Below are 25,877 nucleotides of genomic sequence, written 5' to 3'. Positions count from 1 at the left end.
CGTGAAGTCCTCGGTGAACCAGCCGGTGATGCTGACGCCGTCGACGGACTTGGTGGTCCTGCGCGAGGCGAACTCGGGGTGCTGGGCGACGTCCGTGGTGCCGGTGATGTCGTTCTCGTGACGGCATACGAGATGGCCGTCCTTGGTGGGCACCAGGTCCTGCTCGATGACGTGCGCGCCCATGTCGAGGGCGAACTGGTACGCCCCGAGGGTGTGCTCGGGCCGGTAGCCGCTGGCCCCGCGGTGCGCGATCACGGCCGGCACGGGCAGTCCCTTGTACGACGGGCCGCCGCCGGGGCGCTCACCGGCCTGTGCCGCGCCCGCACCTGCGCCGACGCCGAGAGCGGCCGTACTCAGAACGGCGGCTCCCAGAATGGTTCGGCGTGCCGGACTGCTGCTCGCACCCTGTGTCATGAAACGTTCCTCCATGTGATGTCCCGCACCTCTCGAGCGTCGCCCGATCGTAGGCAGCCGCCCCTTACCCGCGGCAGACCCTGGGCGAACACCGCAAAAACGCGCGTCAACACCGCGTATCTCCTTCGTGAACCCGATGTGCGAGGGGCGCGACCCGCGAGTATCGTCCTCACCTGCACAGACTCACGCACCGCATGCAGCGACTGCGCCGGCCATCACCGTCCCGTCCCCATGACACCGGAGGACCCGTTGTCCCGCTTGACGCTCATCAAGGCAGTGCTTGGGCCGTTCCTGCGCCTGATGTTCCGCCCTCGCGTGGAAGGCGCCGAGAACATTCCCGGGACGGGGCCGGTGATCCTCGCCGGGAACCACCTCACCTTCATCGACTCGATGGTGCTGCCCCTGGTGACCGACCGTCCGGTGTTCTTCATCGGCAAGGACGAGTACGTCACGGGCAAGGGCCTCAAGGGCCGCGCGATGGCGTGGTTCTTCACCGGCGTCGGCATGATCCCGGTCGACCGTGACGGCGCCAACGGCGGTGTCGCCGCGCTCATGACCGGCCGCCGGGTGCTGGAGGACGGCAAGGTCTTCGGCATCTACCCCGAGGGCACCCGCTCCCCCGACGGCCGTCTGTACCGGGGCCGTACGGGCATCGCGCGCCTGACGCTGATGACGGGCGCGCCGGTGGTCCCCTTCGCGATGATCGGCACGGACAAGCTCCAGCCGGGCGGCGCGGGCCTGCCGCGCCCGGGCCGGGTGACAGTCCGCTTCGGCGAGCCGATGGAGTTCTCGCGCTACGAGGGGATGGACCGCGACCGCTATGTACTGCGGGCGGTCACGGACTCGGTGATGACGGAGGTCATGCGGCTGTCGGGCCAGGAGTACGTGGACATGTACGCCACGAAGGCGAAGGCGGCGTAAGCCTGCGGAGGTTTCCGGGGGCTCCGCCCCCCGGGCTTCCGCGCCTCAATCGCCGACGGGCTGATTTCGCCGCGCGAAATCAGCCCGTCCGGCGGCTCCGGTGCGTCAGTGCTCCACGCCGTCCGCCAGCTTCTGCCCCCGCAGCAGGAACCACGCCGCGGCCGACGTCGCCAGCAGGACCGCCGCGCCCACGCCCGCCGCCGCCCGCAGGCCGTCGACGAAGGCCTCCTGCGCCGCGGCCAGCAGCGCCGCCGCTTCGCCGTGGGGCAGGCGGGCGGCCGCCTCCACCGCGCCGCCCAGGGACTCGTGCGCCGCCGACGCGGTGGCCGCCGGCACTCCGGCAGGGGTGGCGAAGCCGCTGTAGACGCCGGTCAGGGCGGAGCCGAGCAGCGCGATGCCGAGCGCCGCGCCGAGTTCGTAGGCGGTCTCGGACACCGCGGACGCCGCGCCCGCCTGCTCCTTGGGGACGCTGGAGAGGATCACGTCGGCCGTGACGGTGAACGAGAAGCCCGCGCCCGCGCCGACGACCAGCAGTGCCGCGCCCAGCATCGGATAGCCGGTGGACTGGCCCAGGAACGTCAGCGCGGCCAGCGCCAGGCCGACGGCGGCGAGACCGCCCGCGACCACCGCCCGTACCGACAAGCGCCGGGCCACGGTGCCGGCGACAAGTCCGGTGGCCACCGCGCCGATCGCGGCGGGCAGCTCCGCGAGTCCGGCCTCCAACGGCTGCCTGCCCTGTACCAGTTGCAGGAACTGGGACAGGAAGAACACCAGGCCGGACAGGCCCAGAATGGTCAGCAGGTCGGCGAGGACCGCGCCGGAGAAGCCCCGGTTCCGGAACAGCCGCATGTCGAGCAGCGGTGCGGGCAGCGTCAGCTGCCGGCGCACGAAGCCGTACAGCGCGGCGATGCCGATCACCGCTGCGGCGCCGGCGACCGGACTGGGCCCGTGGCTCGCCGCCTCCTTGATCGCGTACACGACGCCGACCATGCCGACGAGCGACAGAGCGACACTGGCCAGGTCCCACGGACCGGCCACCGCGTTCCTGGACTCGGGCAGCAGCTTGACGCCGACGAGGACCAGAACGGCCATCACGGGCAGGTTGATCAGGAAGACGGAGCCCCACCAGAAGTGCTCCAGCAGGAAGCCGCCGACCACGGGTCCGACGGCGGCGCCGGCCGAGGCCATGGCACCCCAGATGCCGATGGCGAGGCTGCGCTCCTTCGGGTCGTGGAAGATGTTGCGGATCAGGGCCAGCGTCGACGGCATCAGCGTGGCTCCCGCGACACCGAGCAGCGCCCGGGCGGCGATCATCATCTCGGGGCTGGTGGCGTACGCGTTGAGCACGGACACGGCGCCGAACGCGACCGCGCCGCCGAGCAGGAGCCTCTTGCGCCCGATGCGGTCGCCGAGGCTGCCCATCGACACGAGAAGTCCGGCGATGACGAACGAGTAGACGTCGCCGATCCACAGGAGCTGGTTGCCGGTCGGTTCGAGGTCCTCGCTCAGGAACGGGGTCGCGAGGCCGAGGACGGTCGCGTCGACCGCCACCAGCAGGACGGCCAGCACCAGGACGGAGAGCGCCAGCCACCGCCCGGGGCGGTACAGGGTCTCGTCCGCCCTGGTCGTGGGCCGGAAGGTGCTGCTCATGTCCTCACACTCCGTCGAGCTCCGCCGAGCAACAGCTCGGCGGTCATGTACTGGAAGTCCTTCTTGGCGACGCGGCCGTCCATGACGGCCCACGCGCAGGAGCCGATCAGCGCGTACAGCGCCTCGGTCAGCCATGCGGGCGGGAGATCGATGCGGAACTCGCCCCGCTCCTGGCCGCGCCGGAAGTGCGCCGCGACCCGGGCGTCGAGCCGCGACCAGCCCTCGTTGATCTGGTCCCCCTCGAACAGCTGGCTCTCGGTGTAGAGGAAGGCCAGCAGGTCGGCGCCGGGCTCCATCTCGGCGATCAGCCGCCGCAGGCCGTCGCTCGCGTCGCCCTCGTCGAGCCGCGCCCGGTCGAGCGCGGCCTCGAACTCCTGGATGCCGAACGCCTCGAGCGCCCGGACGAGCGCGTCGCGGCCGGCGAAGTGGCGGTGCAGCGTCGCACGGCCGATGCCGGCGGCCCGGGCGACCTCGTCCATGGTGGCGGTCGATTTCCGGGACAGCAGGGCGGCGGCGGTACGGAGTACCTGTTCACGATCCATGGCCATGAGACGAGCATAGACCATATGAGACAGTGATGTCTCATTCAATGCACGAGCGTCCCATCGGGCCGTAGTCCAGGGGGCCTGGACTCCCGGCACGCGGCTCCTCCCTGAGGCCATGGCGATCGCTTCAACGATCTGATCCCGTCCGGCTACGACCCGCAGATGTCAGTGGTGCGGGCCATACTCGTGCTGCTGCGCCGCCCGGACACCGCAGCACGAGGGGAGCGACATGGCTGAGGTGCTGGTTTTCCACCACGGGCACGGGCTGACCGTCGGCGTCCGTGAGTTCGCCGAGCAGCTGCGACGGGCCGGACACACCGTCCACGTCCCGGACCTGTTCGAGGGGCGGACATTCGACAGTCTCGAGGAGGGCATGGGTTACGCCCGGGCCGTCGGGTTCGGCACGGTCATCGCGCGCGGAACCGCCGCCGCTGAGGGGCTGCCTGCGGAACTCGTCCACCTCGGGTTCTCGCTCGGCGTCCTGCCGGCGCAGAAGCTGGCCCAGACCCGCCCCGGCGCAAAGGGCGCGCTGCTGCTGGAGGCATGCGTCCCGGTCTCGGAGTTCGGTGGCGCCTGGCCGGGGGACGTCCCGGTCCAGGTCCACGGCATGGACGCGGATCCGTTCTTCGCCGAAGAGGGCGACGTGGACGCAGCCCGGGCGCTCGTCGAGACGGCGGCAGATGCCGAACTGTTCCTCTACCCCGGCGACAGACACCTGTTCACCGACAGCAGCCTGCCGTCGTACGACGAACACGCCGCAACGCAGGTCACCCATCGGGTGCTCGACTTCCTCGACCGCATCGAATAGCCGACACCCTCGGACCTCCGGGATCACCGGCCTGATCCTGCGCTGCCGGAGCTGCCGTGCGTCGACTGGCCCCAGATGCGGCGGCGGGGCGGCCCTTCGCCTGGGTCGACGACGACATCACCCCGTACGACCACGAGTACGTGGAGCAACAGCACATCGCCGCCGCCCTGTTGCTGCGCGTCGACGAGCGGATCGGGCTGACCCGGCCGGACTTCGACGTGCTCGCGGACTGGGCGGCGGCGCTGCAGTGCTGCGGGCCGTTACCGCTTGGCCTTGGCGGAGGCCCAGGCGTGCTGTATCACCAGATCGGCCTTGACCTCGTTGAGCTGGACGGCGACCGCCGAGGGGGCCGTGCCGCCGCGGCCGCTGCGGGAGGCCAGTGCGCCGGGCACGTTCAGGACGGTGCGGACCTCGGGCGTGAGGTGCGGCGAGATCTTCGCGAACTGCTGGTCCGTCAGCTGGTCGAGCTCGATGCCCTGCTGCTCGCACTCCTTGACGCACTCACCGGCGACCTCGTGTGCGACCCGGAACGGCACGCCCTGCTTGACCAGCCATTCGGCGATGTCGGTGGCGAGCGAGAAGCCGGCGGGGGCGAGTTCCTCCATGCGCTCCCGGTTGACGGTGAGCGTCGCCATCATCCCCGTGAACGCCGGCAGCAGGACCTCGAGCTGGTCGCAGGAGTCGAAGACCGGCTCCTTGTCCTCCTGGAGGTCGCGGTTGTAGGCGAGCGGCAGTGCCTTGAGCGTGGCGAGCAGGCCGGTGAGGTTGCCGATGAGGCGCCCCGACTTGCCGCGGGCGAGCTCCGCGATGTCGGGGTTCTTCTTCTGCGGCATGATCGAGGACCCGGTCGAGAAGGCGTCGTGCAGGGTCACGAAGGAGAACTCCTTCGTGTTCCAGATGATGACCTCCTCGGCGATCCGGGAGAGGTTCACACCGATCATCGCGGTGATGAAGGCGAACTCGGCGACGAAGTCGCGCGAGGCCGTTCCGTCGATCGAGTTGCCCGCGGAACCGCGCTCGAAGCCCAGGTCCTTGGCCACCGACTCCGGGTCGAGCCCGAGGGACGAGCCGGCCAGCGCGCCGGAGCCGTACGGGGAGACGGCGGTACGGGTGTCCCACTGGCGCAGCCGCTCCGCGTCGCGGGACAGGGACTGCACGTGCGCGAGAACGTGATGAGCGAAGAGAACGGGCTGGGCGTGCTGGAGGTGCGTACGGCCCGGCATGGCGACGTCCGGGTGCGCCTCGGCGAGGCCGACGAGGGCGTCCTGGAGGTCGGCGATGAGCCCGCCGATGATCCGGGCGTGATCCCGCAGGTACATCCGGAAGAGCGTGGCGACCTGGTCGTTCCGGGAGCGGCCGGCGCGGAGCTTGCCGCCGAGGTCCGGGCCGAGCCGCTCGAGGAGGCCCCGCTCGAGTGCGGTGTGCACGTCCTCGTCGGCGATGGTGCCGGTGAACTCCCCGGAGGCGACGTCCGCCTCCAGCCGGTCCAGGCCGGACAGCATGCGCGTGAGCTCGTCATCGGTGAGCAGGCCCGCCTTGTGCAGCACGCGCGCGTGGGCACGGGACCCGGCGATGTCGTACGGCGCCAGACGCCAGTCGAAGTGGACCGACGCCGACAGCTTCGCCAGCGCCTCGGCGGGGCCGTCGGCGAAGCGGCCGCCCCAGAGCCGGACGTCACCGTTGTTGCTGCTCACAGCTCTTGCTCCTTGGGAGGGTTGTGATGTGCGGCCTCTCCCGGAGCCTGACCGGGAACACCCCGGCCTTGCCGGACTGTCCGGGGAGGCGGTCTGTACAACGCGTGCGGGTTACGCGAGGTCCCGTGGGCTACGCCCGCAGATCACGCCGCGCCGCGATCTTCTGCGACAGGCCGAAGATCTCGATGAAGCCCTGCGCCTTGGACTGGTCGAACGTGTCGCCCGAGTCGTAGGTGGCGAGGTTGAAGTCGTACAGCGAGTCGTCGGACTTCCGGCCGGTGACGACGGCCCGGCCGCCGTGCAGCGTCATCCGGATGTCGCCGCTGACGTGCTGGTTGGCCTCGTCGATGAAGCCGTCCAGGGCCCGCTTGAGCGGCGAGAACCACAGGCCGTCGTAGACCAGCTCGCCCCAGCGCTGCTCGACCTGCCGCTTGTACCGGGCGAGCTCGCGCTCGACGGTCACGTTCTCCAGCTCCTGGTGGGCGGTGATCAGTGCGATCGCACCGGGGGCCTCGTACACCTCGCGGGACTTGATGCCGACGAGCCGGTCCTCGACCATGTCGATCCGGCCGATGCCCTGGGCGCCGGCCCGCTCGTTGAGCTGCTGAACGGCCTGGAGCACGGTGACGGGCTTGCCGTCGACGGCGACCGGGACGCCCTCCTTGAAGGTGATGACGACCTCGTCGGCCTCCCGCGGCTCCGCCGGGTTCGAGGTGTACTCGTAGATGTCCTCGATCGGCGCGTTCCAGATGTCCTCCAGGAAGCCGGTCTCGACGGCCCGTCCGAAGACGTTCTGGTCGATGGAGTACGGCGACTTCTTACTGGTGGCGATCGGCAGCTGCTTCTCCTCGCAGAAGGCGATCGCCTTGTCCCGGGTCATCGCGTAGTCGCGGACCGGGGCGATGCACCTGAGCTCGGGCGCGAGGGCGACGATGCCGGCCTCGAAGCGCACCTGGTCGTTGCCCTTGCCGGTGCAGCCGTGGGCGACGGTGGTGGCGCCGTGCTTCTTGGCGGCGGCGACGAGATGCTTGACGATCGCCGGCCGGGAGAGCGCGGAGACCAGCGGGTAGCGGTCCATGTAGAGCGCGTTGGCCTTGATCGCGGGGAGGCAGTACTCCTCGGCGAACTCGTCCTTGGCGTCCGCGACCTCGGCCTCGACAGCGCCGCAGGCGAGAGCGCGCTTGCGGATGACGTCCAGGTCCTCGCCCCCCTGGCCGACGTCCACGGCGACCGCGACGACCTCGGCGCCCGTCTCCTCCGCGATCCAGCCGATGGCAACGGAGGTGTCCAGGCCGCCCGAGTAGGCGAGTACGACGCGCTCGGTCACGGGGTTCTCCTTACGGTGCGATCACTGACAGGTATAACTATGCAGAGTTCCGTATGTTTTGTCAATCGACCCGGAAATGCGCTGGTCCCGGCCGCACCGCCTCCCTAGGCTCGGCACGGACCACGGACGATCAGGGGGAGGACAGATGGGCTGGGGCAAGCGATGGGACACGTTGGCGGGCCGTGAAGCCGTCAGCCACCTGATGCGGGGGCTCCCGGCGGGCCACGTCCTCGACTTCGACGACCCGGCCTGCTGGACGGCCCTCGACCACGCGGTGCGCGAGCTCGGACGGTACGGCCGCGAGCCGGCCGACCGGCTGAGGGCTCAGCCGGAGACCGCTCTGTGCCATCCGGACGGACGGGTACGGGAGGCGGCCCTCGCCCCGGGAGGCAGCAGTCCCGCCTTCTGGCACCTCACGGTCATCAGGTGCGCCGACTGGGTCGAGCCGGTGCGGCTGCGGGCCCGCGGGATGCTCGCGGAGCACCTCCGGGCCGAGCCCGAGACCGCGCTGCGCACCCTGACCCCGCTGGTACTGCGGGTCGGCCGCCGCGAGCTGGGGGTGTGGGCCCGTGAGCTGTTCGAGGAGACCCTGCGGGCCGCGCCGCACCTCGCGCTCGCCCGGCTCGGCGGGTTCGGCCGGGACACCGCCGCCCGGCGGCTCGTCGCCCGCGTCGCCTTGGACCACGGCCTGCTCGGGGTACGCGAGCTCGCGCGGCACGCGGCCGACGACCCGGACCCCGTCCTGCGGCGGTGGTGGTCGGACGCGGCGCTCGCCGCGATGGCGGCCGAGGGCCCGGACGACGAGGCCGTCGACATCCTGCTGGGCGCCCATGCGCCGCTCGTACGGTCGGCCGGGGTGACCGCGCTGCGGCGGGCGGGCCGTGCGGACGAGGCGGCCCGTCACCTCACCGACCGCTCTCCTCTGGTGCGCGCCTGCGCCCGCTGGCTCGTGAGCGGGAGCGGCGGGGACCCGCACGCCGCCTACACGAAGCTGTGCGCCGACCCCGGCGCGCTCGTGCCCTGGGCCGTGACAGGGCTCGCCGAGTGCGGCCGGCGCGAGGACGCCGCTCTCCTGCGCGGCTTCCTCACACACCCCGTGGCGGGGGTGCGCGTCCAGGCGGTCGCCGGTCTGCGGCTGCTCCAGGCGGTCCCCTGTCAGGACGTACGCCCACTGCTCGACGACCCGTCGGCGGCCGTGGCCCGCGAAGCGGCGCGCGCCCTCCTGCCGCTCGCGCGCCGGCTGCCGGCGGAGGCGCTCTTCGCGCGACTGTCGCCCGAGCTGCCCGCGCACACGCGCCGGGCGGCCTTCCGGCTGCTGAAGGCACACGGAGGTGTCACCCAACTGCGCGCCGCTGTCGTCCTGTTGTCCGACGCCGACCCCGGTGTGCGGCGGAACGCGGCGGCCACCGTGCAGGAGCGTCGCTGGCTCGAGGAGCTGCCGTACGCGGACCTCCGCGCGGAAGAAAGCGGTGTGCGGGCGGAGTTGGACGCGCTGCTGGGGCGGTGCACGCATCTGTTCAGCGACTACGTGATGAACGTGATGCGCGGCCACCTGGGTCTCAGCGTCTGAAACCACCGGTGGGCGCCCCGACCGCACGGCGATAATTCCCCCCATGGGAAAGACGCATGAGCACATAGACGGACGACTCCGTGCCTTCATCGAGGCCCAACCGCTGTTCTTCACCGCGACCGCGCCGCTGGCGGAGGACGGCACGGTCAATCTCTCCCCCAAGGGCCTGAAGGGGTCGTTCGCCGTCATCGACGAACGGACCGTCGCCTACCTCGACTTCGCCGGCAGCAATGCGGAGACGATCGCCCACCTCCGCGAGAACGGCCGCATCACGCTGATGTGGTGCGCCTTCCAGGGGCCGCCCAACATCGTCCGCGTGCACGGGCGCGGCGAGGCGGTCTTCCGTGACGACGAGCGCTGGGCCGGGCTGCTCGCGCACTTCCCCGGGATCGATCCGTCACCGCACGGGCTGCGCGCCGTCATCGTGGTGACGGCCGAACTGGTCCGGGACACCTGCGGGTACGCCGTGCCGTTCATGACGTACGACGAGGACCGGGACCTGCACGGGAAGCGGTTCGCGCGCGAGGACGACGCGTCGCTGGACGCGTACTTCGCCAAGAAGGAGCACATCGCGGCCAGCATCGACGGTCTTCCGGGACTGCCGCTGCCGCTGCCGCCGCTGCCCCGGTGAGCACGCGCTGAGCACGGCGCGGCGCGGCACCCGGCCGGGGGGTGCCGCGCCGTATCGGTTCAGCGCTCCTTCTGCGCGAGCCGCAGCAGATGGTCCGCGAGAGCCTGCCCGCCGGCCGGGTCGCGGCTGATCAGCATCAGGGTGTCGTCACCCGCGATCGTGCCGAGGATGTCGTGCAGTTCGGCCTGGTCGATGGCCGAGGCCAGGAACTGGGCCGCGCCCGGCGGCGTACGCAGCACCACGAGATTCGCCGACGCCTCCGCGGAGATCAGCAGCTCACTGGAGAGGCGCCGCATGCGCTCCTCCTTGGCGGACTCGCCCAGCGGCGCCTGCGGAGTGCGGAAACCGCCCTCGCTGGGCACCGCGTAGATCAGCTCGCCGCCTGTGTTGCGGATCTTCACCGCGCCCAGCTCGTCGAGGTCGCGGGAGAGCGTCGCCTGCGTGACGCTCAGCCCGTTGTCCGCGAGGAGCTTGGCCAGTTGGCTCTGTGAGCGCACCGGCTGGCGGTTGAGGATGTCCACGATCCGGCGGTGGCGGGCCGTGCGGGTGTGCGGTACGGCGGGGCCGCCGTGCTCACCGTTTTCGGCGTACCGGGCATCGGTCATCGTCGTCTCATTCTCCGGCTCGTCCTTCCCCGTTGCTCGCGTCGAGGATGCCCGGGAGCGCCTGGAGGAACGCGTCCACCTCGGCGTCGCCGATGATCAGGGGCGGCATGAGCCGTACGACATCGGGCGCGGGGGCATTCACCAGGAATCCGGCATCCTGGGCCGCCTGCTGCACCTTCGGTGCGAGCGGTCCGGTGAGCACGATACCCAGCAGCAGGCCGCTGCCACGGACATGGGAGACGGCCGGGTGCCCGAGACCCTCGATTCCGTCGCGCAGTTTCTCGCCGAGCCGCTTGACCGAGTCGAGGACTCCGTCGGCCGCGAGGGTGTCGAGGACCGCGAGTCCGGCGGCGCAGGCGACGGGGTTGCCGCCGAACGTCGTGCCGTGCTGGCCGGGCTTCAGCAGGTCCGCCGCCTCGCCGAAGACGACGGTCGCGCCGATGGGCAGCCCACCGCCCAGCCCCTTGGCCAGCGTGACGATGTCGGGCTCGACGCCCTGGTGCGCCTGGTGCTCGAACCAGTGGCCGGTCCTCCCGATGCCGGTCTGGACCTCGTCGAGGACGAGCAGGGTGCCGGTGGCCCGGGTGATCTCCCGCGCTGCCTCGAGGTATCCCTTGGGCGGTACGACCACGCCGTTCTCGCCCTGGATCGGCTCGATGATCACCAGTGCGGTGTCCTCGGTGACGGCCGCGCGCAGCGCCTCGGCGTCGCCGAAGGGGACGTGGGTGACGTCCGGGGGCAGCGGCAGGAACGGCTGCTGCTTGGTGGGCTGTCCGGTGAGCGCGAGGGCGCCCATGGTCCGGCCGTGGAAGCCGCCGGTGGTGGCGACCATGTGCCCGCGCCCGGTCAGCCGGCCGATCTTGAAGGCGGCCTCGTTGGCCTCGGCGCCGGAGTTGGAGAAGCAGACCCGGCCGGGCCGGCCGAGGAGCTGGACGAGCCGCTCGGCGAGCGCGACGGGCGGCTCGGCGACGAAGAGGTTGGAGACATGGCCGAGCGAGGCGATCTGACGGCTGACGGCCTCGACGATCGCGGGGTGGGCGTGGCCCAGCGCGTTGACCGCGATGCCGCCGACGAAGTCGGTGTACTCGGTGCCGTCGGCGTCCCAGACCCTGGCGCCCTCGCCGCGGACCAGGGACAGCCTCGGCGTGCCGTAGTTGTCCGTCATCACGCCCTGCCACCGGTGCGCGAGCTCCTGGTTCGTCATGTCACTCCCCCTGTCCGTCCGGCACGACCATCGTGCCGATGCCCTCGTCGGTGAAGATCTCCAGCAGGATCGAGTGCTGCACCCGGCCGTCGATCACCCGGGCCGTGTTGACGCCGTTGCGCACGGCGTGCAGGCAGCCCTCCATCTTGGGGACCATGCCGCTGGAGAGGTCGGGCAGGAGCTTCTCCAGCTGGGTGGCGGTGAGGCGGCTGATGACCTCGTCGCTGTGGGGCCAGTCCTCGTACAGGCCCTCGACGTCGGTGAGGACCATCAGCGTCTCGGCACCCAGCGCCGCGGCGAGTGCCGCAGCCGCCGTATCGGCATTGACGTTGTAGACATGTCCGTCGTCCTCGGAGCGGGCGATCGAGGAGATCACCGGGATGCGTCCGTCGGCGAGCAGTGCCTCGATGGCGCCGGTGTCGATCCCGGTGATCTCGCCGACCCGGCCGATGTCGACGAGTTCCCCGTCGATGGTCGGCTGATGCTTGGTGGCGGTGATGGTGTGGGCGTCCTCGCCGGTGAGGCCGACGGCGAGCGGCCCGTGCTGGTTGAGCAGGCCTACCAGCTCGCGCTGGACCTGCCCGGCGAGCACCATCCGTACGACGTCCATGGCCTCGGGCGTGGTGACGCGCAGGCCGGCCTTGAACTCGCTGACCAGCCCGTGCCGGTCGAGCGCGGCGGAGATCTGCGGGCCGCCGCCGTGCACCACGACGGGCTTGAGCCCGGCGTGCCGCAGGAAGACGACGTCCTGGGCGAAGGCTGCCTTCAGCTCCTCGTCGATCATGGCGTTGCCGCCGAACTTGATGACGACGGTCTTGCCGTTGTGGCGGGTCAGCCAGGGCAGCGCCTCGATGAGGATCTGCGCCTTGGGCAGGGCGGTGTGCTTCCTCGTGGTGCTCATGAGCTGTACGCGCTGTTCTCGTGGACGTAGTCGGCGGTGAGGTCGTTGGCCCAGATGACCGCGGACTCGGCGCCGGCGGCCAGGTCCGCGGTGATGCGCACCTCCCGGTAGCGCATGTCGACCAGGTCGCGGTCCTCGCCGACGGAGCCGTTCCTGCAGACCCAGACGCCGTTGATGGCCACGCCCAGCTGGTCGGGCTCGAAGGCGGCCTTGGTGGTGCCGATGGCGGAGAGCACCCGGCCCCAGTTCGGGTCCTCACCGTGGATGGCGCACTTGAGGAGGTTGTTGCGGGCGATGGAGCGGCCGACCTCGACGGCGTCGTCCTCGGTCGCCGCGTTGACCACCTCGATGCGGATGTCCTTGGAGGCGCCCTCGGCGTCGCCGATCAGCTGCCGGGCCAGGTCGTCGCAGACCGTGCGCACGGCGTCGGCGAACTCCTCGTACGCGGGCTTCGCGCCGGACGCGCCGGAGGCGAGCAGCAGCACGGTGTCGTTGGTGGACATGCATCCGTCGGAGTCGACCCGGTCGAACGTCTGCCGGGTGGCGTTCCGCAGCGCCTTGTCGAGGGTGGGCGCGTCCAGGTCCGCGTCGGTGGTGAGCACGACGAGCATGGTGGCGAGGCCCGGGGCGAGCATGCCAGCGCCCTTGGCCATGCCGCCGACGGTCCAGCCCTCACCCTGCGCGACAGCCGTCTTGTGGACCGTGTCGGTGGTCTTGATGGCGATGGCGGCCTTCTCGCCGCCGTGCTCGCTGAGCTGGGCGGCCGCCTGCTCGATGCCGGGCAGCAGCTTGTCCATGGGGAGCAGGACGCCGATGAGTCCGGTGGACGCGACGGCGACCTCGCCCGCGCCGATGCCGAGGACGTCGGCCGCCTTCTCGGCGGTGGTGTGGGTGTCCTGGAAGCCCTTGGGACCGGTGCAGGCGTTGGCGCCGCCGGAGTTGAGGACCACGGCGGTGACCTCGCCGCCCTTGAGGACCTGCTCGGACCACAGGACCGGCGCGGCCTTGACCCGGTTGGAGGTGAAGACGCCCGCGGCGGCGCGGCGCGGCCCGGTGTTGACCACGAGGGCCAGGTCCGGGTTGCCGTTCTCCTTGATCCCGGCGGCGATGCCCGCCGCCGTGAATCCCTTCGCTGCGGTCACGCTCACTGTGCTTCTCCGTTCTCCCCCAGAGCTGACGCCTGGGAGGTACCCCCATCTCCGCCCGCGCGGCTCAGGGGTGTGGGCATCGTCGTCATCCGCGGACCGGCGGCTGCGCGCGCGTCGCTCACGGCGCAACTCCCATCGTGGAAAGACCCGTGCTCTCGGCGAATCCGAGGGCGATGTTCATGCTCTGCACCGCGCCGCCCGCGGTGCCCTTGGTGAGATTGTCGATGGCGCTGATGGCGATGACGCGCCCGGCCGCCTGGTCGTACGCCACCTGGATCTGGACGGCGTTCGATCCGTAGACCGAGGCGGTGGCGGGCCACTGCCCCTCGGGCAGCAGGTGGACGAACGGCTCGTCCGCCAGCGCCTTCTCGTACGCGGCGCGGACGTCGCCCGCGGTCGTGCCGGGCTTCGCCTTCGCCGAGCAGGTGGCGAGGATGCCCCGCGCCATCGGCGCGAGCGTCGGGGTGAAGGAGACGGTGACGCGCTCCCCCGCCACCGCGCTCAGGTTCTGGATCATCTCGGGGGTGTGCCGGTGGCTGCCACCCACGCCGTACGGGCTCATCGAGCCCATCACCTCGGAGCCGAGCAGGTGCGGCTTGAGGGCCTTGCCCGCGCCGGAGGTGCCGGTTGCGGCGGTGATCACGGCCTCGGGCTCGGCGAGTCCCGCGGCGTAGGCCGGGAACAGCGCGAGCGAGACGGCCGTGGGATAGCAGCCGGGCACCGCGACACGCTTGGACCCCTCCAGCGCGGCGCGGGCGCCCGGCAGCTCGGGGAGGCCGTACGGCCACGTGCCGGCGTGCTCGGAGCCGTAGAACGCCTCCCAGTCGGCGGAGTCCGCGAGCCGGAAGTCGGCGCCCATGTCGACGACCAGGACGTCGTCCCCGAGCTGCTCGGCGACGGCGGCGGACTGGCCGTGCGGAAGGGCGAGGAACACGACGTCGTGGCCGGCGAGGACGTCGGCGGTCGTCGGCTGGAGCACCCGGCCGGCGAGCGGCAGCAGGTGCGGTTGCAGTGCGCCGAGCGGCTGGCCCGCGTTGGAGTTGCCGGTGAGGGCGCCGATCTCGACCTCGGGGTGCGCCAGCAGCAGTCGGAGCAACTCTCCGCCCGCGTACCCGCTCGCCCCTGCCACTGCTGCTCGAACCGTCATCGAAAGCCTCCTCATCGATGGCATGACTATACGCAGCGATGCAGAACTATGCAACGACCTCTCGCGCGAGTGGATGTATCCAGCATTAAGAAAATGTCCGAACTCTACAGAACAATAATCCCCGACTCGGCGATCGCCGCACACGGCCCGGCCTTCGGTGCTTGGCAGGTGGAGTCATAACAGCCCGATGCCCCCGCGACCGACCGGACCGGGTGTTGTCACTCCACCACAAGCGGTGCGGCCCGGCGTCCCGGTCCGCAACCCCCCGCAGGGGCGGCCCGGCGTGCCCCGCCGGAATTTCTCGGCGGGGCGTGTCGATCCGGGGCCGGCCCGTTCGTGTAGAGGGTGAGAACGCGGCAGGACGCCGCGACCGCACCGAGGAGGCCACCATGCAGCAGTACCTGCTCAGCATCTACCAGCCCGACGGGGACCCGCCGCCGCCCGAGATCCTGGACCCGATCATGCGGGACGTCGAGGCCGTGATCGCCGACCTGAGGGAGGCCGGGGCCTGGGTGTTCTCCGGCGGGCTGCACCCGCCGGGCACCGCCACCGTCCTCACGCTCAAGGACGGCGAGGTGCTCACCACCGACGGTCCGTACGTCGAGGGCAAGGAGCACCTCGGCGGTTTCACCGTCATCCAGGCGCCCGACCTCGACGCGGCGCTCGCGTGGGGCCGCAAGCTCGCCCGCGCGATCACGCTCCCGATCGAGGTGAGGCCGCTCGCCCACGGCAGCGGCGGATGACGACGGGTCCGGCGGGGACGGGAGGCGCGGCGGCCGTCGAGCGGGTCTTCCGCGAGGAGTACGGGCGCGCCGTCGCCGTCCTCGTCCGGGTCTTCGGCGACATCGACATCGCCGAGGAAGCGGTCCAGGACGCGTTCACCGCGGCGCTGGAGCGGTGGCCGGTGGACGGGCTGCCGCCCAGCCCGGCGGGCTGGATCATCACCACCGGCCGCAACAGGGCGATCGACCGTCTGCGGCGGGAGGCGTCCCGGGCGGACCGGCACGCCCAGGCCGCGCTGCTGCATGCGCGCGAACGTCCGCTCGAGGAGGGCCCCGTGGAGGACGACCGGCTGCGACTGATCTTCACCTGCTGCCATCCCGCTCTCGCGCCGGCCGCCCGCGTCGCCCTGACACTGAGGCTGGTGGGCGGGCTCACCACGGCGGAGATCGCCCGCGCGTTCCTGGTGGCCGAGCCCGCCATGGCGCAGCGCCTGGTCCGCGCCAAGGGCAAGATCCGCGATGCGCGGATCCCGTACCGCGTCCCGGACGAGGCCGAGCTGCCCGACCGGCTGCCGGCCGTGCTGTCGGTCGTCTACCTGGTCTTCAACGAGGGCTACAGCGCGGGCTCGGGCGACCGGCTGGTGCGCGAGGACCTGTGTGCGGAGGCGGTGAGACTGGGCCGGTTGCTGGCCCGTCTGATGCCGGACGAGCCCGAGGTGCTGGGCCTGCTGGCGCTGATGCTGCTGACGGAGTCCCGTCGCCCCGCACGCACCGGCCCGGACGGCGAGCTGGTGGTGCTCGCCGAGCAGGACCGTGACCTGTGGGACCGGGGCCTGATCGCCGAGGGCCTGGCGCTGGTGCGGCGGTGTCTGCGCCGTGGCAGGCCGGGGCCGTATCAGATCCAGGCGGCGATCAGCGCGGTGCACAGTGACGCGCGGGACGCGGCCGCCACGGACTGGGGCCAGATCCTGCGCCTGTACGACCGGTTGACGGCGATCGCGCCGAGTCCGGTGGTGGCGCTCAACCGGGCGGTCGCCGTGGCCGAGGTGCGGGGCCCGGGCCCGGCGCTCGACCTGGTGGAGGCGCTCGTCCCCACGCTGGGCGATTTCCACGTGCTGCACGCCGTGCGAGCCGATCTGCTGCGGCGGCTCGGACGCCGCGCCGAGGCGGCGTCGGCCTACGAAGCGGCGATCGCGGGCGCCGGGAACGCCGCGGAGGCCGCCTGGCTGGAGCGCAGACTCCGCGATCTGGGACCGGTGTGAGGGACCGGCCGTTTTCCCAATGACCGTGACCGGGGCGGACGTTACCCTCTGCCCATGCCGATACCTCTGAGCGAGTCCGCCCGCCTGATGTTCGACGAGCCGAATCCGGCGGTGCTGGCCACCGTCCTGCCCGACGGCAGCCCGCAGACGTCGGTCGTCTGGGTGGGCCGCGAGGGCGACGAGCTGGTGATCTCTTCGCAGGCCGGCAGGCGCAAGGACCGCAACATCGCCCGCGACCCGCGCGTCTCGCTGACCGTGTACGACCGCAAGGACCCGCTGCGCTACGTGGAGGTGCGCGGGACCGCGACCGTCACGGAGGACCGGGGACGCGGGCTCGCGGTGCGGCTGGCGGAGGAGTACGAGGGTCCCGGCGCGGGGCAGGAGTACCTGGACCTCCCGCCAAAGGCCGTACGCGTGGTCATCCGGATCACGCCGGAGCGGGTGGTGGGGACGGCGAAGTAGCCGTGTCCCGCCGGTCAGGCGGCCGCCTCCAGGCACAGGTGCCAGCGGCCCGGCTGTCCGGTGAGGGTGACCGTCGACAGCGGGCGGACGTCGACGTTCCAGTACATCGAGGGATGGGCGCGCAGTGCGTACACGAAGGCCGCCCGCACCACGGACGGTTCGGCCACGGCCACGATCGCACGGCAGTCGTTTGCGGGCCGGGTGTCGAGCCAGCCGCCTATCCGCGAGATGAACGCGAGCAGCGGTTCGCCGCCGTGGGGGGCGCTGCGCGGGTCGGCGAGCCAGGCGTCGACCGCGGCGGGCTCGCGCGCGGTCACCTCGGCGAGCGTGCAGCCGCGCCAGCGGCCCATGTCGCAGTCGCGCAGGGCCGGCTGGGCGAGCGGGGCGAAGCCGAGCGCCTCGCCGGTCGCACGGCTGCGGGTGGTGGGCGAGCAGTAGCGCAGCTCGGCCGAGCTCAGCGGCACGAGCGCGTGCGCGGCGAGCTGCACCTCGTGCCAGCCGGCCTGGTCGAGCGGCCGGTCGTCGTCGAACCGCTCTGTGAGCAGCGGAGAGCTGCGCGCCGCGGCGATCAGGGTGACCCGGACAGTCATGGCGTGATGGTGCGGGTCAACGCCTCGCAGGTCAAGGGTGTCACTCGAACATCAGGTTGAGCCAGTTACCGGGGACGGCGAGCTCCTTGAAGCCCAGCTTCTCGTAGAGGCCGTGGGCGTCGTCGGTGGTGAGCAGGATGCGGCGCAGCCCCAGGGGGGCGAAATGGTCGCGGACCGCGGTGACCAGTGCGGTGCCCAGCCCCTCGCCCCGGGCGGACCGGTCGACGTAGACGTCGCAGAGCCAGGCGAAGGTGGCGTGGTCGGTGACCACCCGCGCGAAGCCGGCCATCTGCCCCGAGACCGTCTCGTACGCACCGAAGTTGACCGATCCGGCGATGGCCCGGTCCTGCTTCTCCCGGCTGCGGTCGAGCGCCCAGTACGCCTCGGTGGAGAGCCAGTGGTGGATCCGGTCCTGGTCCAGCCGGGCCGGGTCGGTGGAAATCGTGTATGCGCCATGCATCATCTCGGTCATGGCGGGAGCGTCGCACGCGGGTGCGAGGGCTGTCATCGGAGTATCCCCGCCGGGCTTCCGGTCACCTCGTCAGCTCGCCGTAGGCGGCCTCCAGCCTGCGCACCCCCTCGGTGATCTCCCCCACACCGGCGACGCCCGCGAAGCTCAGGCGGATGTGGCCGGCAGTCGGTTCGGCGGAGAAGTACGGGCGGCCGGGGGCCACCGCGACGTCGGCCCGCAGCGCCGCGGCGACGAGTGCGCTCTCGTCGACGGTGTCGGGCAGTCGCAGCCAGAGGTGATAGCCGCCGGAGGGGATGTGCGGCAGGGCGAGGTGGGGCAGGTGGAGCCGCAGCGCGGCCGTCATGGTGTCGCGGCGGACCTTCAGTTCGCCGGCCACGGCGCGCAGGTGACGGTTCCACGCGGGCGCGCCGACGAGTTCGAGTGCGGCTTCCTGGAGGGGCCGGGGGACGAAGAAGGTGTCGACGACGTGGATGGCGCGGAGCCGGCCGAGCACGGGTCCGCGGGCGGCGAGCATGCCGACGCGCAGGCTGGGCGAGGTGGCCTTGGTGAGCGAGCTGACGTGGACGACGACGCCGTCCTGGTCGTCGGCCGCGAGCGGCCTGGGCAGCGGGCCCGCGTCCTCGTGGACGAGTCGCCGCGCGAAGTCGTCCTCGATCACGAACGCGCCCGCCTCGCGGGCCACACGCAGCACCTCGGGGCGGCGCTCGGAGGCGAGGACCGCGCCGGTCGGGTTCTGGAAGAGCGGCTGGCAGACGAAGACGCGGGCCCCGGTGGCGCGGAAGGCGGCGCCGAGCAGGTCGGGCCGCACGCCGTCGGCGTCCACCGGAACCGGGACAGGCCGCAGCCCTGCGGCACGGGCGATGGCCAGCATGCCGGGGTACGTGGGCGATTCGACGAGGACGGGCGAGCCGGGCGGGGCGAGCGCGCGCAGGGCGGTGGTCAGCGCGGACTGGCCGCCCGCCGTGACCAGGACGTCCGCCGGACCGACCGTCTCGCCGATCGAGCGGGCGAACCAGTCGCGCAGTTCGGGCAGGCCGTCGGTGGGCGGCCTGCTCCAGGCTCCGGGGCGGCGGCCGGCGCGGGCGAGGGCCGCCGCCATGGCCCGTTCGGGCTGGAGCGAGGAGTGCAGGTAGCCGCCGTTGAACTCGACGACGCCCGGCGGGGGCACGGCCAGGGTGACGAGGACTCCGGACGCGTCGACGGTGCGCGGTACCGCCTCGGCGGCGGCGTCGGCGCTGAGGGTGACCTCCTGCCAGGAGGTGTCGCCGGCCGGCGGGGCGTCGGTGCGCGGGTGGGCACGGAAGGCCCCGGCACCGGGCCGGGTGACGACGAGCCCTTCGGCGACGAGCTGGGCGAGCGCGCGGGAGACGGTGACCGGCGAGACGCGGTAGCGCTCGACGAGCGCTCTGCTCGACGGCAGCTTCCCTCCCGGTGAGTAGCGGTCCAGTTCCCGCTTCAGCGAGTTCGCCAGTTCAGCCACACTGCTACGCTCTTGCATGACAGCACAGGATAGCGCTACTCCCACCACCACGATAGCGGTCAGCAGCGGCACGGTCCTCGCCGCGCTCGGCGTCGTCGCCTTCTCGCTGACGTTCCCCTCGACCGTCTGGGGCCTGGACAGCTTCGGCCCCTGGTCCCTGGTCGCCGTGCGCAGTGTCCTCGCGGCGCTCGTCGCGGGCGGGTTCCTGCTGGCGCTGCGCGTCCGCGTCCCGGAGCGCCGCCACTGGGCAGGACTCGCGGTCGTCGGCGGCGGGGTCGTCGTGGGCTTTCCGCTGCTGACGACCCTGGCCCTGCAGACCTCGACCGCCTCGCACGCCGCGGTCGTCGTGGGGCTGCTGCCGCTGACCACGGCGGTCTTCGCGGCCCTGCGCACGGGTCGCCGGCCGTCGCCCACGTTCTGGGCGGCCGCGCTCGCCGGAGCCGTCGTCGTGATCGCCTTCACCGTGCAGCAGAGCGGCGGGGCCCTGCACACGGGCGATCTGTACCTCTTCGGCGCCCTGCTGGTCTGCGCCGCCGGCTACACCGAGGGCGGCAGGCTCGCCTCGGTGATGCCCGGATGGCACGTCATCGGCTGGGCGCTGGTCATGTGTCTGCCGCTGAGCGTGGCCGGGTCCGTCGTCGCCCTCTCCGTCGAGCCGGTGCACCTCACCGCCAAGGGCGTGACCGGACTGGTCTGGGTGGCGGTCGGATCGACCTTCCTCGGGCTGTACGTCTGGTACCGCGGCATGGCCGAGATCGGCATCGCCAGGGCCAGCCAGCTACAGCTCGCCCAGCCGCTGCTCACCCTGGTCTGGTCGGTGGCCCTCCTCGGCGAGACCCTCTCCCCGGAGGCCCCTCTCGCCGCCGTGGGCGTCCTCGTGTGCATCGCGGTCACCCAGCGGGCCCGCACCTGAGGTCCAGGCCGGGGATGCGCGGCGCACCCCCGGCCGTAGACTCGAAAAGACCCACCAAACGGACCGGTTGCCGAGGAGGTCACTCCCGATGCAAGCAAACGAGGGCGACACGCTGCTGGTGCACGGCAGAACCGTGGGGCAGCACGACAAGCACGCCGAAGTCCTCAAGGTGCTGGGACCCGACGGCACTCCTCCGTACCGCGTCCGTTTCGACGACGGGCACGAAGCGGTGCTGTCCCCCGGGCCCGACTGCGTGGTCCAGCACCACGAGAAGTCCTGACCACACCGTCCCGGTCCGGGAGCGCGGGCTCCGGGCTCAGTCCCCCGTCCGCACCCGGGTCGGGTAGTGGTCCTCCACCACCTTCGTCATCGCCCCCAGAGGATCGGCCCCCACCTCCAGCGCCGAGAAGAAGCAGTGACCGCCCACCTGCGGGTACTGCGAGGCGTACGTGAGGTGGCGGGAGAGCTCCGCGGGGTCGTGCCATGCCGCCGGCTGGCCCGGGATTCCCACCTTGTACAGCGCCTCGCCGATGTACAGGTCGACTCCCGTGCCGTCGGCGACGTCCGACCACCAGGGCACGAGCGTCGAGTAGTCGGCGGCGGCGAAGCCCATGTGCCAGTACACCTGCGGGACGACGTAGTCGATCCAGCCCCGCCTGACCCAGGTGCGGGTGTCGGCGTAGAGGTCGTCGTACGTCTGCACGCCCGCCGTCGTGCGGGACCCGGCCGGGTCGGTGGACGCGTTGCGCCACACGCCGAAGGGGCTGATCCCGAAGCGGACGTGCTTCTTCTCACGCGTGATCCGCGCGCCCGTCTCCCGCACCAGCAGGTCGACGTTGGCCCGGCGCCAGGCGGCCCTGTTCGCGTATCCCGAGCCGTAGCGGGCCCAGGCCGCGTCGTCGTCGAAGTACTGGCCGGCGACGGGATACGGGTAGAAGTAGTCGTCGAAGTGCACGGCATCGATGTCGTAGCGGCGGACGGCGTCCAGTATGGCGTCCTCGACGAAGGCCCGGACCTCAGGAATGCCGGGGTTGTAGTACAGCTTCCCGCCGTACGGAACGATCCAGTCCGGGTGCTGCCTGGCCGGATGGCAGCGCACCAGCCGGGAGGGGTCCGCGTGGATCGCGACCCGGTAAGGGTTGAACCAGGCATGCAGTTCCAGACCGCGCCGGTGCGCCTCCCGCACCGCGGTGCCGAGCGGGTCCCAGCCGGGGTCCCGCCCCTGGACACCGGTGAGGTACTGGCTCCACGGCTCGTACGGCGACGGCCACAGCGCGTCGGCCGTCGGCCGCACCTGGAACATCACTGCGTTCAGCCGGCGCTCCACCGCGATGTCGAGGTGGGCCAGCAGCTCGGCGCGCTGCTCGGCCGCGCTCAGGCCCGGCACCGAGGGCCAGTCGCGGTTGCCGACCGTCGCCAGCCACATCCCGCGGAACTCCCGCGTGGCCCGCTTCCCCCGCGCGGCCCTGCCCATCGGTACCCCTTCCCCCGCTGTCCCGGCCCTCTCCAAGGAGCGGGCGAAGGCCGCCGCTTCCCCGGTCGTCGCGAGCGCGGCCAGTGCTCCGGCCGTCGCGACCACAAAACCTCTTCTCCTCAAATGCCCCATATGCCCACCCTTGTCGCCGACGGTAGCGATTGCCGTGTCCCGCAGAGCATGCCCGCCCCTGCGGCTCGGCCACCCACGCATCCGGAGTAACGTCGGGGGGTCGGTGGGCGCCGGAACCGTACGGGGGACCTGCCGACCGAAGGACCAGCGAAAGGCATCAGGTGACGGACTCAATGGCCGACATTGCACGCGTCGGAGTGGTGGGCTGCGGCCAGATGGGCGCGGGCATCGCGGAGGTGTGCGCCCGCAGCGGCCTCGAGGTGAAGGTGGCCGAGACCACGGGCGAGGCGCTGGAGATCGGCCGCACCCGGCTGTACAACTCCCTGACGAAGGCGGCCGAGCGCGGCAAGATCACCGAGGAGGAGCGCGACGCCACCCTGGAGCGCCTCTCCTTCACGACCGACCTCGGGGAGTTCGCCGACCGCGATCTCGTCATCGAGGCCGTGGTCGAGAACGAGCAGGTCAAGACCGAGATCTTCCAGGTACTCGATCAGGTGGTGACCCGGCAGGACGCGATCCTCGCCTCCAACACCTCCTCGATCCCGCTGGTGAAGCTGGCCGTCGCGACCTCGCGTCCCGACCAGGTCATCGGCATCCACTTCTTCAACCCGGCCCCGGTGCAGAAGCTGGTCGAACTGATTCCGGCACTGACCACCTCCGAGGAGACGATCAAGCGCTCCGAGGCCGTGGTGCAGCAGGTGCTGGACAAGCACCCGATCCGGGCGCAGGACCGCTCCGGCTTCGTGGTGAACGCCCTGCTCATCCCGTACCTGCTGTCCGCGATCCGGATGTTCGAGTCGGGCATCGCCAGCCGTGAGGACATCGACAACGGCATGGAGATGGGCTGCGCCCACCCCATGGGACCGCTGAAGCTGTCGGACCTGATCGGCCTGGACACGGTCGCCTCGGTCGCCGACTCGATGTACGCCGAGTACAAGGAGCCTCTGTACGCCGCTCCCCCGCTGCTCCAGCGGATGGTCGACGCGGGCCGGCTCGGCCGGAAGTCCGGCTCGGGCTTCTACACCTACTCCTGACGCGGCCGCAGGAGAATTCGAACAGGGATTCACACGGGGTGCGCGGGGCGTGCCCGCATATGCCATGCGCGCACGCTCCCGCCCTCCCGCCGGGGTGAGTTGACTCGGTCGCGTTCAGCAAGGGTCCGCGTACGACTACCCGAACAGGAGAAGCATCCGTGTCCACCGACCCTGATCACTTACTGGCCGTCGAGGAATTCGCCGAACTGCGCCGCAGCATCGACGTGGGACTGGCCCGTATCGACGGCCATCTGGCACTGCTGGCCCAGCGGGGCGACCAGATCGACCGGGAACTGGCCGACCTGACCGCTCGCGTCGGGGCGCTCGAACACGCCCGATGGCCCCTGCCCGCCGTGGCGGCGCTCACCGCACTGGGGGCGCTGGCGGTCGCGGTGTGGCAGGCGGTGAGCCCCTAGGCCCGGGCCCCTACCCCAGCCGCAGATGGTGGAGCATCAGCAGTCCGGCCGCCATGTTGGCGGCCGGGACCTCACCGCGGGCGATCATGTCGGGCACCAGCTTGAGCGGTACCCACTCGCGGCGTGAGGACTCGAAGTCGTCCTCGGGGTGGCCGATGTAGGTGGCGTCCTCGGCCCAGTAGAGGTGGTGCCGGGCATCGGTGAGGCCGTTGGACGGCTCGACGGTGAGCAGATGACGGAGGGGACCGGGACGCCAGCCGGTCTCCTCCTCCATCTCCCGCGCCGCCGCGTCGGCGACGCTCTCACCGTCCTCGACGACTCCCGCGGCGAGTTCCCAGCCCCAGCTGTCGGTGATGAAGCGGTGCCGCCAGAGCATCAGCACCTCGTTGGCCTCGTTGACCGCGGTCGCGACGGCGACCGGGCGGAGCCGAATCAGGAAGTGGTCCAGGTGACGGCCGTCCGGGAGCGCGACATCCGCCAGATTGACCCTGAACCAACGGTTTTCATACACAGTTCGTTCGCTTAAGTTCGTCCACTGCACGCTTCTGCCACCTTCCGACAAGTCGATGGCAATATGGCAGCAGGGCCCGGCTCAGAGGGGAACGCGCAGCGCTCCGTCGATGAGATGGGCCGCCTCGGTGGCATCGGCACAGCCACTGGTCACCAGATGCTCGCGCACGGCCCGCAGACGGTCCCGCAGCCGCTGCGACTCCATCCCCCGGACCCGCTCCACCATCCGAGCCGCCGTCCGCGCCGCGCGGTCCGCCTCGCCCTGGCGCAGTTCGATCTGGCTGAGCATCGCCAGCCGGTGCACCCGGCCGCGGTCGTGCGCGGGAGTTTCCACCGCGGTCGCCGCGTGCTCGCGGGCCGCGGCCAGGTCGCCCAGGCTCAACAGGGCTTCCGCCACCTGGACGTTGACCAGCCCCGGCTGGACGTAGCCCGTCTCGTCCGGCTCGTACCCCGGACGGATCCGCTCCGCCTCCGACTCGGCCCGGCGGATGCACCGCAGTGCGCTCGTGGCGTCGCCGAGCTGGGCGTACGCCTTGGCCTGCATCGCGTACAGGTCGGCCGCGAGCGCGGGCGTGATCTGGTGCCCGGCGGCACGCAGCGCGGCCTCCGCGAAGGCGACGGCCTGGCGGAAGTCGGACATGAACAGCGACTGGTTGACGAGCAGCGCGATCACGTACGCGCCGAGTCCCCGGTCGCCGCTGGCCTTCGCCAGGCGCAGCGCCTGGTGGAAGTAGCGCTGGGCGAGACCGTGCGCGTCGGAGTCGTACGCACAGATCCCGGCGACGGCGACAAGTCCGCCGGTCGCGCGGTGCAGTTGGCGGCCGAGGGTGTCGCTGTACGCGCCGCGCAGCAGCGGGGCGGTCTCGGCATTGAGAAAGCCGACGACGCGGAAGCGGGTCGCGATGCCGCCGGCCTTGCGGTACATCAGCTCGTAGTGGGCACGGGCTGCCCTGAGCATCTCTATGTCGGCCATGCTCACGCACGTCAGGCCGGCGCGGGAGACGTCCGAGTCCTCGGGAGGGTTCTCCCATTCCCAGACCGGCATCACGGCCGGCGTGCCGGTGACGGCAGGCGCCTCGACGATGTGCGGACGCTGCTGTTCGTCGGAGCGCCACAGGGCCGCGGCGCGCTCCACGAAGCCGGACAGCGACGACCCCTGCGACGGCGCGGGCTCGCCCGGTACGCCGAGGCCGATGTCGTCGAGCGTGACGACGCGGCGCAGCCGGACGGCGAAGACCTCGCAGATCAGATCCGGCACCTGCCCTCGCGGGCGCTGGCCCTTCAACCAGCGGGCCACGGCGGTGTGTTCGTAGCGCAGCGACAGTCCTCTGGCCCGGCCGGCCTGATTGACGCGCGCCGCGAGACCGGCGTGGGAGATGCCCGCTTCGTCGAGCAGGGCGTCGAGCAGAGTGTTGGGCTGCATGGGCCCCCTCCGGTGACTCGGTCCGCCTCAGCCTAGTAGAGGACGATTCGCACGGGGTGTGAAACAAGTGCCCCGTTCCGCACCGTGCGTGCTCTCCCGCCGCACACCGGGGGCCGGTTGACTGAACTGCCTCTCACAGAGGCGGCCGGGCCGCCGGCTCCCCCTCGTACAGTGCGGCGGCCCCCCTCGCGTCGTCTGCCCTGCTGATCTGCCCGACACTCCGCGGCAGGGCGGACGGCGCCGGCCGCAGCGGCAGTCCGGCTCCTGCCGGACACCGCGAGGCAGCACAGACCCTGGCGACGGGAGGTTCCGGACGGGTACCGGCGCAGTGCTTCCCCGACTGCGCCGGTACCCGCGCGCCGTCGTCACGCAGGTGACGAGGAGCGCCGCGGCGCCGGGTCGGGGCCGGGCGGACGCACGAC

At 71.7% G+C, this 25,877-nt stretch carries 27 protein-coding genes and 1 pseudogene; 12 read left to right on the top strand and 16 right to left on the bottom strand.

Annotated elements, in window-relative coordinates; all coding sequences use genetic code 11:
• On the bottom strand, positions 1–414 hold a 414-nt coding region (locus HW130_RS33140; RefSeq protein WP_305737818.1), incomplete at its 3' end, for a glycerophosphodiester phosphodiesterase family protein.
• Positions 415–672: 258 nt separating this feature from the next.
• On the opposite strand from HW130_RS33140, the gene HW130_RS33135 reads away from it, so the two are divergent.
• On the top strand, positions 673–1,335 hold the full coding sequence (locus tag HW130_RS33135; protein WP_375256611.1) for a lysophospholipid acyltransferase family protein: 663 nt from the start codon (positions 673–675) through the stop codon (positions 1,333–1,335).
• A gap of 105 nt (positions 1,336–1,440) precedes the next feature.
• On the opposite strand, the gene HW130_RS33130 is transcribed toward HW130_RS33135, so the two are convergent.
• Together HW130_RS33130 and HW130_RS33125 are read right to left on the bottom strand one after the other, a co-directional pair.
• Entirely contained in the window at positions 1,441–2,985 is a 1,545-nt protein-coding gene (locus tag HW130_RS33130; protein WP_177153483.1) for an MFS transporter, read from the bottom strand.
• On the bottom strand, positions 2,982–3,533 hold the full coding sequence (locus tag HW130_RS33125; protein ID WP_177153482.1) for a TetR/AcrR family transcriptional regulator: 552 nt from the start codon (positions 3,531–3,533) through the stop codon (positions 2,982–2,984). The genes HW130_RS33130 and HW130_RS33125 overlap by 4 nt, the downstream gene beginning before the upstream one ends.
• Positions 3,534–3,759: 226 nt before the next feature.
• On the opposite strand from HW130_RS33125, the gene HW130_RS33120 reads away from it, so the two are divergent.
• Together HW130_RS33120 and HW130_RS37150 are read left to right on the top strand one after the other, a co-directional pair.
• Positions 3,760–4,338, top strand: a complete 579-nt coding sequence (locus HW130_RS33120; protein WP_177153481.1) for a dienelactone hydrolase family protein — start codon at positions 3,760–3,762, stop codon at positions 4,336–4,338.
• Between the two features lie 30 nt (positions 4,339–4,368).
• Positions 4,369–4,583: pseudogene (locus tag HW130_RS37150) on the top strand (hypothetical protein); the annotation flags it as partial.
• 15 nt (positions 4,584–4,598) lie between these two features.
• Here HW130_RS37150 and argH read toward each other — a convergent pair.
• Together argH and HW130_RS33110 are read right to left on the bottom strand one after the other, a co-directional pair.
• The gene (gene argH / locus HW130_RS33115; protein WP_177153480.1) at positions 4,599–6,032 is read right to left on the bottom strand and encodes an argininosuccinate lyase; all 1,434 of its coding nucleotides are present in this window, start codon (positions 6,030–6,032) and stop codon (positions 4,599–4,601) included.
• A 130-nt stretch (positions 6,033–6,162) separates the two neighbouring features.
• Positions 6,163–7,359, bottom strand: a complete 1,197-nt coding sequence (locus HW130_RS33110; RefSeq protein WP_177153479.1) for an argininosuccinate synthase — start codon at positions 7,357–7,359, stop codon at positions 6,163–6,165.
• A 145-nt stretch (positions 7,360–7,504) separates the two neighbouring features.
• Here HW130_RS33110 and HW130_RS33105 point away from each other — a divergent pair, with 145 nt between their 5' ends.
• Positions 7,505–8,929: a hypothetical protein gene (locus HW130_RS33105; protein ID WP_256356494.1), complete on the top strand. Its 1,425-nt coding sequence runs from the start codon at positions 7,505–7,507 to the stop codon at positions 8,927–8,929.
• Positions 8,930–8,972: 43 nt separating this feature from the next.
• On the top strand, positions 8,973–9,560 hold the full coding sequence (locus tag HW130_RS33100) for a pyridoxamine 5'-phosphate oxidase family protein (RefSeq protein ID WP_177153478.1): 588 nt from the start codon (positions 8,973–8,975) through the stop codon (positions 9,558–9,560).
• Between the two features lie 59 nt (positions 9,561–9,619).
• Here HW130_RS33100 and HW130_RS33095 read toward each other — a convergent pair whose 3' ends face one another.
• The 5 genes from HW130_RS33095 to argC all read right to left on the bottom strand — a co-directional run bounded on the left by HW130_RS33095 (position 9,620) and on the right by argC (position 14,565).
• Positions 9,620–10,165 carry an arginine repressor gene (locus HW130_RS33095; protein ID WP_177153477.1) on the bottom strand — a complete coding sequence of 182 codons (546 nt, stop codon included), beginning with the start codon at positions 10,163–10,165 and terminating at the stop codon, positions 9,620–9,622.
• 7 nt (positions 10,166–10,172) lie between these two features.
• Positions 10,173–11,369: an acetylornithine transaminase gene (locus HW130_RS33090; protein WP_177153476.1), complete on the bottom strand. Its 1,197-nt coding sequence runs from the start codon at positions 11,367–11,369 to the stop codon at positions 10,173–10,175.
• Between the two features lies 1 nt (position 11,370).
• Positions 11,371–12,270, bottom strand: a complete 900-nt coding sequence (gene argB / locus HW130_RS33085; protein ID WP_177153475.1) for an acetylglutamate kinase — start codon at positions 12,268–12,270, stop codon at positions 11,371–11,373.
• Positions 12,267–13,418 (bottom strand): bifunctional glutamate N-acetyltransferase/amino-acid acetyltransferase ArgJ, encoded by a 1,152-nt coding sequence (gene argJ / locus HW130_RS33080; RefSeq protein ID WP_177153474.1) that lies wholly within the window; start codon positions 13,416–13,418, stop codon positions 12,267–12,269. The genes argB and argJ overlap by 4 nt, the downstream gene beginning before the upstream one ends.
• 118 nt (positions 13,419–13,536) lie before the next feature.
• Positions 13,537–14,565, bottom strand: coding sequence for an N-acetyl-gamma-glutamyl-phosphate reductase (argC, locus tag HW130_RS33075; RefSeq protein WP_177153473.1), 1,029 nt, complete (start codon positions 14,563–14,565; stop codon positions 13,537–13,539).
• Positions 14,566–14,954: 389 nt separating this feature from the next.
• Between argC and HW130_RS33070 the strand changes: the two genes are divergently transcribed.
• From HW130_RS33070 to HW130_RS33060, 3 genes are read left to right on the top strand one after another with little or no spacing between them, the layout of a single operon-like run.
• Positions 14,955–15,308 (top strand): YciI family protein, encoded by a 354-nt coding sequence (locus HW130_RS33070; protein WP_177153472.1) that lies wholly within the window; start codon positions 14,955–14,957, stop codon positions 15,306–15,308.
• Positions 15,305–16,549 (top strand): RNA polymerase sigma factor, encoded by a 1,245-nt coding sequence (locus HW130_RS33065; protein WP_177153471.1) that lies wholly within the window; start codon positions 15,305–15,307, stop codon positions 16,547–16,549. The genes HW130_RS33070 and HW130_RS33065 overlap by 4 nt, the downstream gene beginning before the upstream one ends.
• Before the next feature lie 54 nt (positions 16,550–16,603).
• Positions 16,604–17,011, top strand: coding sequence for a PPOX class F420-dependent oxidoreductase (locus HW130_RS33060; protein ID WP_177153470.1), 408 nt, complete (start codon positions 16,604–16,606; stop codon positions 17,009–17,011).
• 14 nt (positions 17,012–17,025) lie between these two features.
• Here HW130_RS33060 and HW130_RS33055 read toward each other — a convergent pair whose 3' ends face one another.
• From HW130_RS33055 to HW130_RS33045, 3 genes are all read right to left on the bottom strand, one after another.
• Positions 17,026–17,601 (bottom strand): histidine phosphatase family protein, encoded by a 576-nt coding sequence (locus tag HW130_RS33055; protein WP_177153469.1) that lies wholly within the window; start codon positions 17,599–17,601, stop codon positions 17,026–17,028.
• Positions 17,602–17,641: 40 nt separating this feature from the next.
• The gene (locus HW130_RS33050) at positions 17,642–18,073 is read right to left on the bottom strand and encodes a GNAT family N-acetyltransferase (protein ID WP_177153468.1); all 432 of its coding nucleotides are present in this window, start codon (positions 18,071–18,073) and stop codon (positions 17,642–17,644) included.
• A 61-nt stretch (positions 18,074–18,134) separates the two neighbouring features.
• On the bottom strand, positions 18,135–19,571 hold the full coding sequence (locus HW130_RS33045; protein ID WP_177153467.1) for a PLP-dependent aminotransferase family protein: 1,437 nt from the start codon (positions 19,569–19,571) through the stop codon (positions 18,135–18,137).
• Between HW130_RS33045 and HW130_RS33040 the strand changes: the two genes are divergently transcribed.
• Both HW130_RS33040 and HW130_RS33035 read left to right on the top strand, forming a co-directional pair.
• A complete protein-coding gene (locus HW130_RS33040) occupies positions 19,570–20,466 on the top strand; it encodes a DMT family transporter (RefSeq protein ID WP_177153466.1) in 897 nt (298 codons plus the stop codon). The two genes, HW130_RS33045 and HW130_RS33040, sit on opposite strands and share 2 nt — an antisense overlap.
• 88 nt (positions 20,467–20,554) lie before the next feature.
• Positions 20,555–20,746, top strand: a complete 192-nt coding sequence (locus HW130_RS33035) for a DUF1918 domain-containing protein (protein ID WP_177153465.1) — start codon at positions 20,555–20,557, stop codon at positions 20,744–20,746.
• 36 nt (positions 20,747–20,782) lie between these two features.
• On the opposite strand, the gene HW130_RS33030 is transcribed toward HW130_RS33035, so the two are convergent.
• Positions 20,783–22,072 carry a glycoside hydrolase family 10 protein gene (locus HW130_RS33030; protein WP_177153464.1) on the bottom strand — a complete coding sequence of 430 codons (1,290 nt, stop codon included), beginning with the start codon at positions 22,070–22,072 and terminating at the stop codon, positions 20,783–20,785.
• Between the two features lie 173 nt (positions 22,073–22,245).
• Between HW130_RS33030 and HW130_RS33025 the strand changes: the two genes are divergently transcribed.
• Both HW130_RS33025 and HW130_RS33020 read left to right on the top strand, forming a co-directional pair.
• The gene (locus HW130_RS33025) at positions 22,246–23,106 is read left to right on the top strand and encodes a 3-hydroxybutyryl-CoA dehydrogenase (protein WP_177153463.1); all 861 of its coding nucleotides are present in this window, start codon (positions 22,246–22,248) and stop codon (positions 23,104–23,106) included.
• Positions 23,107–23,264: 158 nt separating this feature from the next.
• Positions 23,265–23,522, top strand: a complete 258-nt coding sequence (locus tag HW130_RS33020) for a hypothetical protein (RefSeq protein ID WP_177153462.1) — start codon at positions 23,265–23,267, stop codon at positions 23,520–23,522.
• Between the two features lie 10 nt (positions 23,523–23,532).
• Here HW130_RS33020 and HW130_RS33015 read toward each other — a convergent pair whose 3' ends face one another.
• Both HW130_RS33015 and HW130_RS33010 read right to left on the bottom strand, forming a co-directional pair.
• On the bottom strand, positions 23,533–24,063 hold the full coding sequence (locus HW130_RS33015) for an NUDIX hydrolase (protein WP_177153461.1): 531 nt from the start codon (positions 24,061–24,063) through the stop codon (positions 23,533–23,535).
• A 51-nt stretch (positions 24,064–24,114) separates the two neighbouring features.
• A complete protein-coding gene (locus HW130_RS33010; RefSeq protein ID WP_177153460.1) occupies positions 24,115–25,455 on the bottom strand; it encodes a transcriptional regulator in 1,341 nt (446 codons plus the stop codon).
• Positions 25,456–25,877: the final 422 nt, after the last annotated feature.

The organism is Streptomyces sp. PKU-EA00015 (assembly GCF_013387495.1).
In the GTDB taxonomy this organism is placed as follows: domain Bacteria; phylum Actinomycetota; class Actinomycetes; order Streptomycetales; family Streptomycetaceae; genus Streptomyces.
The sequence above is the reverse complement of the archived record's forward strand: the minus strand, read 5'-3'. Positions and strand labels throughout refer to the sequence as shown.